The organism is Ruegeria sp. CE9 (genome assembly GCF_056537425.1).
On the sequence record NZ_JBQFRO010000004.1, the window covers coordinates 61,143 to 76,958 of the forward strand.

18 protein-coding genes are annotated in these 15,816 nt (G+C 57.0%); 10 read left to right on the forward strand and 8 right to left on the reverse strand.

Annotated elements, in window-relative coordinates:
• Positions 1 to 23 precede the first annotated feature (23 nt).
• The 4 genes from glnA (at position 24) to ACR0B3_RS09640 (ending at position 4,174) form a co-directional block, all read left to right on the forward strand.
• Entirely contained in the window at positions 24 to 1,430 is a 1,407-nt protein-coding gene (gene glnA / locus ACR0B3_RS09625; protein WP_480808863.1) for a type I glutamate--ammonia ligase, read from the forward strand.
• A gap of 129 nt (positions 1,431 to 1,559) precedes the next feature.
• Complete coding sequence (locus tag ACR0B3_RS09630) at positions 1,560 to 2,207, forward strand: MSMEG_1061 family FMN-dependent PPOX-type flavoprotein (RefSeq protein WP_480808864.1); 648 nt, start codon at positions 1,560 to 1,562, stop codon at positions 2,205 to 2,207.
• A gap of 66 nt (positions 2,208 to 2,273) precedes the next feature.
• Entirely contained in the window at positions 2,274 to 3,068 is a 795-nt protein-coding gene (locus tag ACR0B3_RS09635; RefSeq protein WP_480808865.1) for a lytic murein transglycosylase, read from the forward strand.
• Between the two features lie 197 nt (positions 3,069 to 3,265).
• Positions 3,266 to 4,174 carry a hypothetical protein gene (locus tag ACR0B3_RS09640; RefSeq protein WP_480808866.1) on the forward strand — a complete coding sequence of 303 codons (909 nt, stop codon included), beginning with the start codon at positions 3,266 to 3,268 and terminating at the stop codon, positions 4,172 to 4,174.
• A 36-nt stretch (positions 4,175 to 4,210) separates the two neighbouring features.
• Here the strand turns inward: ACR0B3_RS09640 and ACR0B3_RS09645 are convergent, their stop codons facing one another.
• Complete coding sequence (locus ACR0B3_RS09645; protein ID WP_480808867.1) at positions 4,211 to 4,954, reverse strand: heme-dependent oxidative N-demethylase family protein; 744 nt, start codon at positions 4,952 to 4,954, stop codon at positions 4,211 to 4,213.
• 124 nt (positions 4,955 to 5,078) lie between these two features.
• On the opposite strand from ACR0B3_RS09645, the gene dddP reads away from it, so the two are divergent.
• Positions 5,079 to 6,422 (forward strand): dimethylsulfonioproprionate lyase DddP, encoded by a 1,344-nt coding sequence (gene dddP / locus ACR0B3_RS09650; RefSeq protein WP_480808868.1) that lies wholly within the window; start codon positions 5,079 to 5,081, stop codon positions 6,420 to 6,422.
• Positions 6,423 to 6,425: 3 nt separating this feature from the next.
• Here dddP and ACR0B3_RS09655 read toward each other — a convergent pair whose 3' ends face one another.
• Positions 6,426 to 6,620 (reverse strand): hypothetical protein, encoded by a 195-nt coding sequence (locus ACR0B3_RS09655; RefSeq protein WP_480808869.1) that lies wholly within the window; start codon positions 6,618 to 6,620, stop codon positions 6,426 to 6,428.
• Positions 6,621 to 6,875: 255 nt separating this feature from the next.
• Between ACR0B3_RS09655 and ACR0B3_RS09660 the strand changes: the two genes are divergently transcribed.
• Positions 6,876 to 8,090, forward strand: coding sequence for a bifunctional alpha/beta hydrolase/OsmC family protein (locus ACR0B3_RS09660; protein ID WP_480808870.1), 1,215 nt, complete (start codon positions 6,876 to 6,878; stop codon positions 8,088 to 8,090).
• A gap of 51 nt (positions 8,091 to 8,141) precedes the next feature.
• Here ACR0B3_RS09660 and ACR0B3_RS09665 read toward each other — a convergent pair whose 3' ends face one another.
• The 5 genes from ACR0B3_RS09665 to ACR0B3_RS09685 form a co-directional block, all read right to left on the reverse strand.
• Positions 8,142 to 8,492 (reverse strand): hypothetical protein, encoded by a 351-nt coding sequence (locus ACR0B3_RS09665; RefSeq protein WP_480808871.1) that lies wholly within the window; start codon positions 8,490 to 8,492, stop codon positions 8,142 to 8,144.
• 11 nt (positions 8,493 to 8,503) lie between these two features.
• On the reverse strand, positions 8,504 to 9,061 hold the full coding sequence (locus ACR0B3_RS09670) for a hypothetical protein (protein WP_480808872.1): 558 nt from the start codon (positions 9,059 to 9,061) through the stop codon (positions 8,504 to 8,506).
• Between the two features lie 139 nt (positions 9,062 to 9,200).
• Positions 9,201 to 9,788, reverse strand: a complete 588-nt coding sequence (locus ACR0B3_RS09675) for a biotin transporter BioY (RefSeq protein ID WP_480808873.1) — start codon at positions 9,786 to 9,788, stop codon at positions 9,201 to 9,203.
• Between the two features lie 75 nt (positions 9,789 to 9,863).
• A complete protein-coding gene (locus tag ACR0B3_RS09680; protein ID WP_480808874.1) occupies positions 9,864 to 10,286 on the reverse strand; it encodes a DUF6314 family protein in 423 nt (140 codons plus the stop codon).
• On the reverse strand, positions 10,283 to 10,615 hold the full coding sequence (locus ACR0B3_RS09685; RefSeq protein ID WP_480808875.1) for a hypothetical protein: 333 nt from the start codon (positions 10,613 to 10,615) through the stop codon (positions 10,283 to 10,285). Before ACR0B3_RS09685 ends, ACR0B3_RS09680 begins: the two co-directional genes overlap by 4 nt.
• 88 nt (positions 10,616 to 10,703) lie before the next feature.
• On the opposite strand from ACR0B3_RS09685, the gene purB reads away from it, so the two are divergent.
• From purB to ACR0B3_RS09705, 4 genes are all read left to right on the forward strand, one after another.
• The gene (gene purB, locus ACR0B3_RS09690; protein ID WP_480808876.1) at positions 10,704 to 12,008 is read left to right on the forward strand and encodes an adenylosuccinate lyase; all 1,305 of its coding nucleotides are present in this window, start codon (positions 10,704 to 10,706) and stop codon (positions 12,006 to 12,008) included.
• A 380-nt stretch (positions 12,009 to 12,388) separates the two neighbouring features.
• Entirely contained in the window at positions 12,389 to 12,931 is a 543-nt protein-coding gene (locus ACR0B3_RS09695; RefSeq protein WP_480808877.1) for a tetratricopeptide repeat protein, read from the forward strand.
• Between the two features lie 93 nt (positions 12,932 to 13,024).
• Positions 13,025 to 14,092 (forward strand): flagellar motor switch protein FliG, encoded by a 1,068-nt coding sequence (locus ACR0B3_RS09700; protein WP_480809124.1) that lies wholly within the window; start codon positions 13,025 to 13,027, stop codon positions 14,090 to 14,092.
• A gap of 86 nt (positions 14,093 to 14,178) precedes the next feature.
• Positions 14,179 to 15,102: a lysophospholipid acyltransferase family protein gene (locus ACR0B3_RS09705; RefSeq protein ID WP_480808878.1), complete on the forward strand. Its 924-nt coding sequence runs from the start codon at positions 14,179 to 14,181 to the stop codon at positions 15,100 to 15,102.
• On the opposite strand, the gene ACR0B3_RS09710 is transcribed toward ACR0B3_RS09705, so the two are convergent.
• A complete protein-coding gene (locus ACR0B3_RS09710; protein WP_480808879.1) occupies positions 15,103 to 15,804 on the reverse strand; it encodes a DUF1223 domain-containing protein in 702 nt (233 codons plus the stop codon).
• Positions 15,805 to 15,816: the final 12 nt, after the last annotated feature.

Below are 15,816 nucleotides of genomic sequence, written 5' to 3' on the forward strand. Positions count from 1 at the left end.
TTCAATTCAGAGGAAACAAGAGTATGAGCAAGGACGCAGTTCTTCAGCTGATCAAAGACGAGGGCGCCGAATATGTCGACGTCCGTTTCACCGACCCGCGCGGCAAGCTGCAGCACGTGACACTTATGGCCGACCAGGTCGATGAAGACTTCCTGGAAGAAGGCTTTATGTTCGACGGCTCGTCCATCGCGGGCTGGAAATCGATCGAAGCTTCGGACATGAAGCTGATGGTCGACACCGACAGCGCCTATGTCGATCCGTTCTACGCGGAAAAAACCATCTGCGTGCACTGCTCGGTGGTTGAACCCGACACCGGCGAAGCCTACGAGCGTGACCCGCGCGGCACGGCCCAAAAGGCGGAAGCGTATCTGAAAGCATCGGGCATCGGTGATGCGGCTTATATGGGTCCTGAAGCCGAGTTCTTCCTGTTTGACGACGTTCGTTTCTCGAACAGTATCAACAAGGTATCCTACGAAGTTGATGCAACAGACGCATCGTGGAACACCGACACCGAATACGAGATGGGCAACATGGGCCATCGCCCGGGCGTCAAGGGCGGCTACTTCCCTGTTAACCCGGTTGACGAAGCCCAAGACCTGCGTTCGGAAATGCTGTCGACCATGAAGCGTCTGGGCATGAAGGTTGACAAGCACCACCACGAGGTTGCTTCGTGCCAGCACGAGCTGGGCCTGATCTTCGACAGCCTGACCAAACAGGCCGACGAGCTGCAGAAGTACAAATACGTGATCCACAACGTTGCACACGCTTACGGTAAATCAGCGACGTTCATGCCGAAGCCGATCGCAGGTGACAACGGCACCGGCATGCACGTGAACATGTCGATCTGGAAAGACGGCAAGCCACTGTTCGCAGGCGACAAATACGCTGATCTGTCGGACGAAGCGCTGTACTTCATCGGTGGCATCCTGAAGCACGCCAAAACGCTGAACGCCTTCACCAACCCGGCGACCAACAGCTACAAGCGTTTGATCCCCGGCTTCGAAGCCCCTGTTCTGCGCGCCTACTCGGCCCGTAACCGTTCGGGTTGTGTTCGTATTCCGTGGACCGAAAGCCCGAAAGCCAAGCGCGTCGAAGCTCGCTTCCCCGATCCGGCCGCTAACCCCTATCTGGCGTTTGCAGCCCTGTTGATGGCCGGTCTGGACGGCATCAAGAACAAGATCGATCCGGGCGAAGCCATGGACAAGAACCTGTACGATCTGCCTGCCGAAGAACTGGCCGACATCCCGACCGTTTGCGGCAGCCTGCGTGAGGCTCTGGAAGCTCTGGCATCTGATCACGACTTCCTGCTCCAGGGCGACGTGTTCACCAAAGACCAGATCGACGGCTACATCGCGCTGAAGATGGAAGAGGTCGAAACCTACGAGCACACACCGCACCCTGTAGAATACGGCATGTACTACAGCTGCTGATCCAGAATTTTCGACGAAAATTCTTACGAGGGCGCCCATCGGGCGCCCTTTTTCATTGGCCTGCACCAGATTTGACGGATCGCGGCTGATCTCTCAAACTCGGGACACAGTTTCCCGCGGAGATATCGCATGGCCTCTAGCAACGCACCCTTTTCTGAGTACTCAAATCTGGTGACTTCAGATGAAGAGCTGGAGCGAATTTGCGGTCGGCCGTTACCTCAGATCATTGCCAAGGAACTGTCTTCGCTTGATCAGATGTGCCGTGATTTCATCGACGCTTCGTCCTTTTGTCTGATCGCCTCGGCAAATCCCAATGGACACCTCGATATCTCGCCCCGCGGCGATCCCGAGGGGTTTGTACATGTGCTTTCCCCGACAATGATCGCGATCCCGGATCGGCCAGGAAACAAGCGCGTGGATACGTTTCACAACGTCGTTAAAGACCCACGCGTCAGTGTGATTTTCTTTGTTCCGGGAAAGATGGAAACTCTGCGCTTGCGAGGGGTTGCAAGGATATCTGCGGATCCGGACTTGCTTTCAGACATGGAAATAGGTGGTCGCGCCCCGAAGCTGGCCCTGTTGTTCCATGTCGACACTGTTTTTGCACACTGTCCCAAGTGCGTCATTCGATCAAACCTCTGGCAGCCGGACAAATGGCCAGACTCATCCCACCTGCCCAATATGAACGCCATGATGGTCAAACACGCGAAGATCGACAAAACACCGGATGAGTGGTTTGAATGCCTGAAAGACTCAGGCGAGCTTGACTTGTATTAAACCACTTTTCGGTGTGTCGATCTCGGCGTAGGCTGATCGCGTCACTTTCAGCTATCGGATTTTTCTATGCTTCGCCTCCGCTCTTATGTCGCCCTCGCTTTGCTCTTGCCCTCAATGGCGCTGTCGGCCCCTTGCGGGAACACAAGCAGCGGGTTCGAAGCGTGGAAATCAGACTTTGCCAAAACCGCCAAACGGGCGGGAGTGAAGAAGAAGGGTCTTCAGGCGCTTGCGCAATCTCAGTATGCGACCCGTACTATCGCGGCGGATCGCAATCAGAAGAGTTTCAAATATTCGCTGGACAAGTTCATGCAGGTCCGCGGTGCCAACACGATCGTTGCACAAGGACGCAAACGCAAAGCGCGCAACCCTGAATTCTACGCCGCACTAGAGCGCCAATATGGCGTGCCTGCGGGTGTTCTGATCGCCATTCATGGCATGGAAACGGGCTTTGGAAACTTCATGGGTGACAGCCAGGTTGTTTCCGCAATCACAACATTAGCCTATGATTGTCGCCGATCCGAGTTCTTCATACCACACGCCATTGGTGCGCTGAAATTGGTCGACCAAGGCACCCTTACGATGGCGACAAAAGGGGCAAAACATGGCGAGCTGGGTCACACCCAGTTTCTACCCGGCAATGCTTTGGCCTACGGAGTGGACGCAACTGGGGACGGTCGCGTTGACTTCTACAACATGACCGACTCACTGGCCTCGACCGCGAATTTCTTACGCAAGAAAGGGTGGAAGCCCGGTCGCGGCTATCAAAAGGGCGAGCCGAATTTTGCGGTGATTCAGCAGTGGAACGCGGCCTCGGTCTATCAGCAATCCATCGCCATTATGGCCGCCCGAATCGACAACTAAACTGGAAACTCACCTAAGGTCAGCATATCTGATTTCAGCCACATTCCCGCCACACAAACTTTAGAAAACCCTGATTTACTCAGTTTCCAAAGCGTAATCAATCTTGGGATTTTCTGACTTTTTTTCAGTTTCGCCAAAATTTGCTCTATTTCGCTTGGTATTTTGTTGTGAAGATTATTACGGCAAAGGAACATGCTGTGACTGCGAAGCATACGTACCACGGTGGCCTTCAGTTCGATGGTTCTGCAGATGGCGCGCTTGAGCGTCTTTGCGAGGTCGTTTCGACCACGCTGGGGGACTATGGCCATCTGGTCGAGCGCAGAACGCTTCTCAGCGCGTCTGAGGCTAGCATCGTTTGTAGCCAATACCTTGTTCGCCTGACATTGGATTCGAAACCTGCCGAAGCTGAGCGCAGTCATCATGAGCGGATGGATCGAACCGCTGGCCTGAAAACCAAGACCCGCCCTGCCGTTACACCGCCGGGTAATCGGTTGACCATCACGATCTGCCCGGTTTCAAAGCTACTCGACGATAGCGAGATTTCCGAACTGATGTTGGTGGTGATCCTGTATCGGATGGTCGACATCTGCACGACCAGACGCGTCGAATGGCTGTCACCCAAGACCGTTCTGACCATTGAACAATTCATGAGCGCATTTGATTCAATTGTGCCACGCAACAGCCGGAATCGTAAGCAAATATTCGAAACGGTCAGCGGCCCGTTTGCTGGGCTCGATCTGCCCGATCCTGATGCGGACAATATCCAAACTGAACAGGCAATACCGCGTCCGATTCAGCTGAGCGATGATCAGTTGCTTAGCATTGCTTTCCGGACCGAAGCCGAGCCTGCCAGACCTGCTTACAACGCCACCCAAGCAGATGAAGGCGAAGAACGCCCAAGCGACATTCTACGCCTCACCAGCTGGGGTATGACTGGCGCTGTGGCCAGTATCTCAGCCCCAATCGCCGTGTCATTGGCAGCGGTAAATTTGATCCGGGGCGAAGATTTTCGGCTTAATACACAAGTGCTTGCGTTCACCACGGCGATCTTCGGCCTAAACGCCACGAACGCCTTTGCCGAGGTCGCGAACGTCCTCGGCATGTAACCAAACGACCCAAGACCCTCCTTGGAGGCCCCGCCGTCAGGCGGGGTTTTCCATTTTCAGCACCTGTTCGGCGGCCAGCACGTAGGTATGGATGGAGAATACCACAGCTTTGGTTTCAGGCAGCCGCAACAGTGTTTGGCGTTCACTGCGCAGATACCGCGCCGAGGATTTGTTCTGCGGCTCGCGCCGCTGATGGATGCTTCGTGGTTGGAACAACTCCGCATCATGGTACCAAAGCGCGTTGAACCTCCACAGCGGTCGCGCAGGTTGAATGCCATCAAACAGACGCTGCACGCGCCGGGCGATGTTGGCGTCATACGCATCGACGGGCTCATGGATGGCAATCAGCGGACGCATGAATTTCTCGGACAGCATCCAACTTGCCGGGAAACACAATATCGCGCCCGTAAGAACATGCTCGTCTCCATGTTGTTGCAGAATACAGAAATCTTCCTGCACCAGTTGGCAGAGCGTTTCCAACGGTTGATCCTGATCAATCGCTATCAGCGATCCGTCCGGACGAGAAACCGCATCGGTCGCGTCCGGATAGACTTGCTGTAGAACAAGATCCAGCAACTCTTGCGCGGGTTTCAACGCCTCGGGACTCTGCGCCAAAACATCCGATTTCCGCTGAGCCAATAGTTCAGACCGACGTTTCATCTGGGCTGCAAAGGCATCGTCACGATGCAGCCAGTTCCCAGGGTCGGCCGGCTTTATGCCGGGCAGCGGGTTCGGGGCGAGGGGATCATACGGGATGGCTTGCTGTAAAATCACGGTCATGTCCGAGGCATAACACCCCACTCAGGCCGTGCCGGTCAAAAAGCGACCCAAAGACAGTCGCAAACCTTGAAGACGCAACACCTCAGGCTTTGCAGATAATACCGGCATGCAGAAAGGCCCATCTATGAACACACCCTATCGTGACACCCGCAAGATCGACCCGACCAAGGGCGCCACACTTGGCGATGGCACTCCGAACGATAATGACAGAATCGAAATCGGGCCGACGCAACTTGCGTTCAACGAATGGGAAATTGCGGGATTGAGCCTGCCAAATCTTGAGCGGATGAGGGAATATCGCTGGACTCGGCTGACCCAAGCCATCGTGCAGCGCGATTGGGGAGGTATCCTGCTGTTTGATCCCCTGAACATTCGCTACGCGACCGACAGCACAAACATGCAGCTTTGGAACACCCATAATCCGTTCCGGGCCGTTTTGGTCTGCGCCGATGGATATATGGTCATCTGGGATTACAAAAACTCACCGTTCCTGTCGGATTTCAACCCATTGGTACGCGAGCAGCGCTCGGGCGCGGATCTGTTCTATTTCGACAGGGGCGACAAGATTGATGTGGCGGCTGATGTGTTGTCGACCGAAGTGCGCGCGTTAATCGCGAAACATGGTGGCGGCAATATGCGGCTCGGCGTCGACAAGATCATGCTGCACGGCCTGCGCGCGCTTGAGGCGCAGGGGTTCGAGGTGATGGACGGTGAAGAACTCACCGAGAAAACTCGTGCCATAAAGGGCCCAGACGAAATCCTTGCGATGCGCTGTGCCAGCCACGCCTGCGAGACGGCGGTGGCCGAAATGGAACGCTTTGCACGTGCTAACGTAGGTGACGGGAAAACATCCGAGGATGATGTCTGGGCGGTGCTACATGCCGAAAATATTCGTCGCGGCGGTGAATGGATCGAAACTCGCCTGTTGGCCTCGGGTCAACGCACCAATCCGTGGTTCCAGGAATGCGGCCCGCGCATTACCCGGCAAAACGAGATTATTGCTTTTGATACCGACTTGATCGGTTCCTACGGCATTTGCGTCGACATCTCGCGCACTTGGTGGATCGGAGATCAAAAACCGCGCCCCGACATGATCTATGCCATGCAGCATGCGCACGAACATATCATGACCAATATGGAGATGCTGAAACCTGGCGTCATGATCCCTGAGCTATCCGCAAACACACACAGGCTGGATGACAAGTTCCAAGCACAAAAATACGGCTGCCTCATGCATGGGGTCGGGTTGTGTGATGAATGGCCTCTGGTGGCCTATCCCGACCAAGCGGTTGAAGGTGCATATGATTACCCGCTTGAACCCGGGATGGTGCTGTGCGTCGAAGCGGCTGTTGGCGAGGTCGGTGGCGATTTCTCGATCAAGCTGGAAGATCAGGTTCTGATCACAGAAGACGGCTACGAAAACCTCACAAAATATCCGTTCGACGCACAGTTGATGGGTATCGGCTGAGCATTATTTCGACCAGTGAGAGCGCCTGACATTCCCGTGCCAGTCCTCTGGCGCAGTGTTGGTGTGCGTGTCGAAGGACAATTTGACCAAAGGCCAGCTTTGCCCTAGCGCAAACCCAATTGCGCCGGTTAGCAGGATTGCGATCAGAACTCCGGGTCGGATCGCCGTGCTTAGGGGTGCAGATGTTGAATGTGCCATTTTGACCTCTGCTTTGGTTAAGAAGGATGTCTGCAAGTTGGGGATGGTCGAGAAATAAGTAAAATGAATGTTTAGTAGAAATGTCATCACGTATCGTGATGATATATGGCTAGCTTGGCCAAGCATTCAGCGCATCGATCAACCGGGTCGCGCTGTCCCGCGACCTCACCTTCCCGTTACGCTGCTGACACATAGGTTGAGCCAACTGCCTGCAGCACACAGTATTGTTGAAACCCAGAGTACCAAGGATTCGTCATGCCCACCGAACGCATTACATTTGCCGGTCACGACGGCAGCCAATTGGCCGCGCGCCTTGACCTCCCCGACGGGCCGGTTCTGGCGACCGCTTTGTTTGCGCACTGCTTTACCTGTTCCAAAGACATTCCTGCCGCACGGCGCATCTCGGCGCGTTTGGCAGCGATGGGCATCGCGGTCCTTAGGTTTGATTTTACCGGTCTGGGTCATTCGGGCGGTGAGTTCGCAAACACGACTTTCACATCGAATGTAGAAGATCTGATCGCCGCTTCACATTACCTCGCCAGTCGTAATATGGCCCCGGCCCTGCTGATCGGTCACTCACTTGGCGGCGCTGCAGTTCTGCGCGCGCGGGCCGGAATCCCTTCGGTTAAGGCGGTCGTTACGCTTGGTGCACCTGCTGATCCGGGCCATGTGTCCCACCATTTCGAAGCCACCCTGCCTGAGATTCAATCCCAGGGCAGCGCCGAGGTGTCACTGGGCGGTCGCCCGTTCCGTATCGGCAAGGCATTTGTCGACGATATATCCGAGGCCGCGCTAACCCCAGCAATTGCTGATCTAAAAGCGGCCCTGCTTATCCTGCATGCACCGCGCGACGAAACTGTCAGCATCGACAACGCAAGCACCATCTTTTTGGCTGCAAAACACCCCAAAAGCTTTGTCACGCTCGACGATGCGGACCATCTGATCACACGCGCCGCAGATGCGGATTACGCGGCGGATGTCATGGCGGCTTGGGTGTCGCGCTATGTCAAACTATGCCCCCCAGCCCCGCCACCCGGAGCTCCGGAGGGCGTTGTTCGCGTGACTGAGGCTGACCCGGCAGGTTTCCTGCAAGACATCCAGTCCGGCCCGCGCCACCATGCGGTCGCTGACGAGCCCGCCTCATACGGTGGCACGGATCGGGGCATGTCCCCGTATGGGTTCGTATCTTCGGGGCTGGGCGCGTGTACGTCGATGACCATTCGCATGTATGCTCGGCGCAAGAAATGGCCGCTGACGGGGATCACGGTCGATGTCTGCCACGACAAAGTGCACGCTCAGGACGCCGGATTGGCCAGCGATGGCAAGGTAGATCAGTTCCGCCGCAAGATACGGCTGCAAGGCGCCCTGGATGCGGAGCAACGGGCCAAACTGCTGGAGATTGCAGATAAATGCCCCGTCCATCGAACCCTTGAGGGTTCGGCCCATATCACGACCGAGCTGCTCGACTAAGCAACGTGCGCACCAAATTGGAAATTTGATTGGGGGCAATTGCCCCCTTTCCTATCGGCGGCGCGGTGAAGGCCGGTGAATCGGAGGCCTTGCTGCCGGCGGTCGAGCGACCGGAGGATGCGGACGCGACGGCGGTTTGGCGATTGGTGGTTTTGGTCGCGGCGGCGGATTGGGACGAACCGGTCGATCCGGGCGGTCGGGCCGGTCAGGGCGGTTGATCTCCACATCTACATTCACATCGCGGTCGTGGTAGTAGTCGTTCCACAGCATCGAGTCGTAGAACGGATCATAGCCGACGCCATACCCTACCCCGACGGACACACCATCGCAGGCAGTTAGAGTAAACGTTGCAGCGCCAAATCCCAGCACCAGAATAGACCGTTTGATCACTTTGCGGGTCATTCCGAGCCTCCTTACTGCAAAGACCGGAACGACGCGAAAACGGCGTTCAACGCATCAACATAAGATGGGTCAGCCCCGTCCCGCAGGATCGCGACGCCGATGGCGACACGGTCGCGTGGCAGGTCGATGACGGTTGCGGTGAAGTTCACACCCCGCCCATCCCGATTTCCAGTGCCGCGCACCACATGCGCGCGACGCCCGCCAATTCTTGTGTCGCTGATGCTGGTCACGGTCGGATCTTTGACCAGAAATTTGTCGATATCCTCGAGATAGCGCAGCCCGCCCTGGATGCTGGAAACACGCGATGGGGATACAAAGCCCATCCAGACATTGTCGTCAGTCACTGGCCTGATCCCCATAACGCGCGATACGGCGCGGGCATCCCCCAGATTGGTATCCTCAATCTCGCGCGGGCCACCGGTTCGCAGCGTCCAGAAGTCAGGAACCTCAAAGCGGAACAGGGCACGTCCATTGTCGGTATATGTGACGGGCGTGTCGGCCTGCGCAGGTGCTGTGAGCAGCCCAGAGGCGGCACTGGCGACAAGCGCCAAACTTAACAAAATACGCATATCTCAATAACCTGATCAGTTTTCTGGTATCAGGTTGCCGATACAGATCGACTTTGTCCAGCATCCTATTCTGCACACAATAAAAAACCCGCGCCCAGACGGCTCCGAACGCGGGTGTGATTTTGGCATGTACGCGGAATTAAGTGCGCGCGTCGCCCAGAAGTTTCCACAGGCCAGGGATCAGCAGCGCGGCCAGCGCCAGTTTGATTGCATCACCCAGCAGGAACGGTGTCAGACCCCATTCCAGGATCGGCTTGTCCCAGCCATAAAGTTGACCCAGCCACAGCAGGCCCGGCACATAGATCAGGACGTTGGCCAGCACCAGTGCCAGCGCCAGCTTGCCAACCGAACGGTCCCAGCCGCGCGCGGCCAGTGCCCCCAGCAGTACGGTCGCCATCAGATAACCGACCAGATAGCCGCCAGTTCCACCCATCATGTAGGTCAGGCCGTATTTCTCGGCCGAAGACCCCGCAAACACATCAAAACCCAGAGCGCCAACCAGAAGGTATCCCAGCATGGTGATCAGGCCAAGGCGCGCGCCGTATGCAGTGCCGATGGTCAGCACGGCGAATGTGCCCATCGTGATTGGAACCGGCCACATTGGCACTTTGATTTTGGCTGCAACAGCCAGAGCAACGATACCCAGGGCAACCAGAGCCGCCTGCTTGACGCGCAGCGCCGTCCCCTGACGCGGGCCAAAAGCATTGGCCAGTACGTTTGCGTTCATCTCATTTCTCCACATTCGGACTTATTTGCACCTGCAGCAATGCCCGTTCCGGGCCGTTGCTGCAAGATGATTACGCTATCGCAGCGTGTATTTGGTCTCCATTTCATAGGATTTTCGCGGTCCTGATACGATCCAGCGGACTGTCCAGCGCGGCCATCCCGAGAAATCATAGTGTGCATCATAGCTGTCTGGCGGGCAATCGTGATGATCCTCGGCGCGAGTTTGGCCAAGTTTGAGGGTGTGAAAGTACCGATCGTCGTCAAAGTGAATGGCGATCTGATCCCCAGCATCACGCCAAAGATACCGGCGCGTTCCCGTCATCGCAGGCTGCCCCGGAATGCGCAGCGTGACCGTTTCATCATAGACCAGTCCTTGGGTATCGTGTCGCAGAACCGCTTCGCCATCGGCGTCGATGATCTGCCCTGCCCGTTCATCTCGGATCAGTCGCGATAGGCTCCAAACACCTTGAAAGTCTGAGATATTCCTAGGCGCACTCACTCGGCGTAGGTTCCGTCGGTTGTATTGCCCGCATCATCCACAAATCGAATTGTTTCGCCACTTTGCTCGATATCGTAGCAGGCCCAATAGTCCGATGGCGGCCAGACCGAACAATACCGATCTTCGCGCACGGCCCATCGCCCCGAACTTGGGCGACCCGAAAAGTACTGCGTCAGCATGTTTTCATCGAAGGTCTGGGTGACCCCCTCGCCGTAATCGAGTTTCTTGCCCGAAAGCGCCTTCAGAATCTCATCGCCTGTCAGCTTCTGAAACTCTTCAGCCGCCACAATCCCGGGCAAAAGCAATAAAATCAGGGCAAACCGTCTCATCCCGCCACTCGTGCCTTGTTCCTTGGTGAATGCGCGGCTAAACCCCGCGCCAACGCCTCATCCCAATCACAAAAAGGTGCTGTCGCCAATGATTCCCCGCTATTCCCGCCCCGACATGGTTGCCATTTGGTCGCCCGAGACCAAATTTCGCATCTGGTACGAGATCGAGGCCCATGCCTGCGATGCCATGGCCGATCTGGGCGTGATCCCGAGTGAAAACGCTGAGGCCGTTTGGAAAGCCAAGGGCGTGGAATTTGACGTGGCCCGCATTGATGAGATCGAGGCCGTCACCAAGCATGATGTCATCGCCTTCCTGACCCATCTGGCCGAACATGTCGGCAGCGAAGAGGCGCGGTTTGTGCATCAGGGCATGACCTCTTCGGATGTGTTGGACACTTGTTTCAACGTGCAGCTGACTCGCGCCGCCGACCTGCTGATTGCAGACCTCGAAGGTCTGTTGGCCGCCCTGAAACGCCGCGCGATCGAACACAAAGACACCGTTCGCATCGGCCGTAGCCACGGTATCCACGCCGAGCCAACAACCATGGGCCTGACCTTCGCGCGTTTTTATGCCGAGATGGATCGCAACCTGTCGCGCATGCGCGACGCTCGCGCGGAAATCGCCACCGGAGCGATCAGTGGCGCGGTTGGGACCTTCGCCAACATCGACCCCCAGGTCGAAGAGCATGTCTGCGACAAGCTGGGTCTGGTGCCTGAACCGATCAGCACACAGGTCATACCGCGCGACCGCCACGCAGCTTTCTTTGCCACACTGGGCGTCATCGCCAGCAGCATCGAAAACATCGCCATCGAAATCCGCCACATGCAGCGTACCGAGGTGCTGGAGGGGGCCGAGTTCTTCTCGATGGGTCAGAAAGGCTCGTCTGCGATGCCGCACAAGAAGAACCCGGTGCTGACCGAGAACCTGACCGGTCTTGCCCGTATGGTCCGCGCCGCGGTGATCCCAGCAATGGAGAACGTGGCGCTGTGGCATGAGCGCGACATCTCACACTCCTCAGTCGAGCGCATGATCGGGCCGGACGCGACCATCACTCTGGATTTTGCGTTGGCCCGCCTGACCGGAGTGATCGACAAGATGCTGATCTTCCCGGAAAACATGATGGAAAACATGAACAAGTTCCCGGGCTTGGTGATGAGCCAGCGGGTGCTGCTGGCGCTGACCCAAGCTGGTGTCAGCCGTGAAGATGCCTATGCCATGGTGCAGCGCAACGCGTTGAAGGTTTGGGAACATCGCACTGATTTCAAAGAAGAACTGTTGGCCGACGCCGATGTGACCGCCGCGCTGAGCCCGGAAGAGATCGAAGAGAAATTCGATCTCGGCTATCACACCAAACATGTGGATACGATTTTCGCGCGCGTGTTCGGCGAATAAGGCAGGCTCCGAGCATTTTTTTGACATGGCCCGGCTGCAATCCGCAGACCGGGCCATGTGCTTTTGCCAACCAAGCAAAAATGCGGTATGCTCAGCGTGTATTTTCCACGAAAGGGAAACACGATGCTAAGAACTGCTCTCTGCACGATCACTCTTGTTTTTGTGGCTTCGGCCAGCATGGCCTGTAACGGGCACACCAAGCAAACCCAGTCCTGCGCAGAAGGCACGGTTTGGGACAGTGAAAGCCACAGCTGCCAGAAAATCGTCAATAGCTGACACTTTTCTTTCCTGCTTGTGAATAAAAGCGAAGCGTCAATTGTTAGCTTTTCTGAAGATCACGCTATGATTTTGACAAGTCACTTTGACAACGGAGTAGGAAAATGCGTCTCGTTCTAGCCTCGGCCATTGCACTTCAGGCCTTTACGTTTGCCCCCATGGCCATTGCTGCGGGTGGCGGCGATAGCAACCCGCCCAAGCCGACCAATACCACCAAGAAATGTCTGTTCGGCCGCGTCTATGACGAGGCAGCGGGCCGTTGCGTCAAGCCGAACAAATCCAATTTCACCGAAGATCAGCTGTATGATGCAGTGCGCGAACTGGCTTACGACGGGCAGTTCGAAAACGCTCAGGGTATTCTGCGCATCATGGATCAGAAAGATGACCGGGTGCAGACCTATTGGGGCTTCACCTATCGCAAGATGGGTGAACTTGAGTTGGCGAATGCCTTCTACCAGCAGGCCATCGAGACCAACCCCGACAACATCCTGGCCCGCAGCTATATGGGTCAGGGTTTTGTCGCCGAGGGGAAAACCGATCTTGCCATCGCCCAGTGGCGTGAGATCAAGGCACGCGGCGGAGAAGGCACATGGGCCGAAGCCTCGCTGCGCGATGCGATCCGCACCGGACTGACATATAGCTACTGAGTTTCAGGGTTTCTTTACCCGACTCTCTCTAATCTGCCTGCAACGCAAATTTAGCGATGCAGGCAGATGCAGGATACGAACCTCGTGGTACAGATGACGCCGGGTGCCCAAACCCCGGCGTCTGATCAGGAAACCGACACCCCGCGCGTCGTGCCGCGCGCTCTCAGCAATCGGGAAAAGGCCGCTGTTGTGGTCCGGCTGCTCCTGAACGACGGCGCAGATATCCCGCTTGAGGAATTGCCTGATCTGCTGCAAGAGCAGTTGACGCATCAACTCGGCCAGATGGGATTGGTTGATCGCGTGACGCTTGCCTCAGTTGCACAAGAATTCGCCGATGCGTTGGACGGAGTGGGCCTGTCATTCCCTCACGGGCTGGCCGGGGCGCTGGATGCCGTGAATGGCAAGATTGCACCGGCCACCGCAGCCCGGCTGCGCAAGGTGGCAGGCGTACGCCAGATCGGCGACCCGTGGCAGCGCCTGCGCGAAGTGTCTGCCGAAGATCTGGCCGAAATGGCCAAAGCGGAAAGCACCGAGGTCGCCGCCGTTATGCTGTCAAAACTCGAAACCGCAAAGGCTGCGCAATTGCTGGGCCACCTGCCCGGCCCCACTGCACGCCGGATCACCTATGCGATTTCAAAAACCACCAATGTGACGCCCGAGGCGGTAGAGCGGATCGGCTGGTCGCTCGCCGCGCAGTTGGACCAACGCCCTGAACCCGCTTTCCAGGACGGTCCCGGGGAACGGGTGGGCGCGATCCTAAACCAATCTGCCGCGGCGATGCGCGACGGGCTTCTGACCGCACTGGATGAAGAAGATGTCGACTTTGCTGAGACCGTCCGGCAGTCGATCTTTATTTTCTCGCATATCCCCACGCGCATCCAGCCCCGCGATATCCCTGCGATTCTGCGCGGCGTGGAACAACCTGTTCTTGTCACAGCGCTTGCCGGGGCCAGCACCGATGAGGATCTTGCAACAGCCGAATTTTTCTTGGCCAACATGTCCTCTCGAATGGCAGACAACCTGCGCGAAGAAATGGCCGAGCGTGGCAAGGTCAAACAAACCGATTCCGAGGATGCAATGTCTCAGATCGTTGCCGCCATTCGCGCTCTGCTAGACGAAGGGGCGATTACGCTCGCTGAAACAGAGGATGCGGAAGAGTAATCTGGCCCAGCGCGGACACTTGTGATCGCAGGATCGGGCCTGTATGTCTTGTCGCGAAATTCACATTACCCGGTGAGCCCTTCCCAATGCCCGTCGAGAAGTCGGAACTGAGCCGATTTGAGCTTGGAAAATACTACGTCGCCAACCTGTTCCTGACCGGCGTGATCGGCGGCATGCGATTGCTGCCGTACGAGCGTCGCATTGCAGCGATGGGCGCGATTGTGCGCTGGCTGGGCCCTGTTGTCGGTTTTCGGACCCGCGTGCGCCGCAATCTGAAGCTCACCTGCCCTGATCTGCCCGAGGCCGAAGTCCGACGCATCTGTCGTGCCGTGCCGGACAATGCCGGACGGGCCATCATGGAGCATTTTTCCGCCGATGGCTTTATCGAACGGCAAAGCAAGGCCAAGGTGTCGGGTTCTGGCGTCGAGGCGTTTGACAAAGCGGTTGCGGACGGGCGTCCGGTGATGATGATCACCGCCCATTTCGGGCATTATCTGGCCGCGCGGGTCGCGTTGCAGGCGCGCAGCGGTCAGCCTATAGGTTGCCTCTACCGCCGCATGGCGAACCCCTATTTCAACGACATGTATGTCGAAGCGTTCCACCAAACCGGGTCGCCCATGTTCGAGCAGGGTCGCCGAGGCATGGTTGAGATGGTTCGCTCACTCAAGAAAGGTGGCATCATTGCCATCGTCTCTGATCTGCATGCGCATGGCGGAGAGGAACTGACCTTTTTCGGCAAACCCGCTGTAACCTCGGTGCTGAATGCGGAACTCGCGATCAAATACAATGCGGTACTGATCCCTTGCTACGCGGTGCGCCAGCCGAACGGGATCGATTTTGAGATCGTTCTGCACGATCCGGTCCCGCACACCGACGCCAAAACCATGACTCAGTTCACCAATGACGACCTTGAGGCGATGGTGCGGCAGCATATGGGGCAGTGGTTCTGGATTCACCGCCGCTGGAAGGCTTGGAGAGGTCTGGGCGTTCAACCCAAGGATATGCCCTGATCACTCAACCCGCGTGGCGGCTACGATCGGCCCGTACCCGGCGCGCTGAATCAGAACAACCGTTGGTAATTCCGATGATAGCGACGCGGTGAATACCTGCGGTGCGACCCCGTCCCACTGACCCGCGATTTGCCAGTTTTCAACCACATTGGCGTAATCCAGATCGTGGCCAGCCAGTTCTCCGCGCCGGATCGAGGCATGGCGTATAGGTGAATACTGCACGACCCGGATCTCATATGTTTCGCCTTCGGGCAGCTCGACCGGCGTGACATCAACTGTCACTTCGTTACCAACGCGTTTGGCATTGACTTCGGCCTCGGGCGCGGCTGTCAGATGCGCGTCGATCAGGCGGCTCAACTCACCCGCTTTGGCACCAACGACATCCTGCTGCCCGTTGATGACCATCTGCGGCGTATAGATCATTGTCCGCCCCCCTTCGCGTGCATAGGCGCGTTGCCGCGCTGTATGATCCGGGTGGGCATATTCGTCTTTCCAGCCGATGTAGTCCCAATAATCCACATGCAGGGCCAGCCCGATCACATCATCCCGCTTGGCCAGATCATGCATGATCCGATCCGCGGGAGGGCACGATGAACAGCCTTGAGACGTGAATAGTTCGACCACCACGGGGTCGCCATCGGCCATCGCAGGGGCCGAAAGAGTAAGGGAAACAAGCGCTGTCAGTGCCGCAGTTCTGAGCATATTTTCATCTCG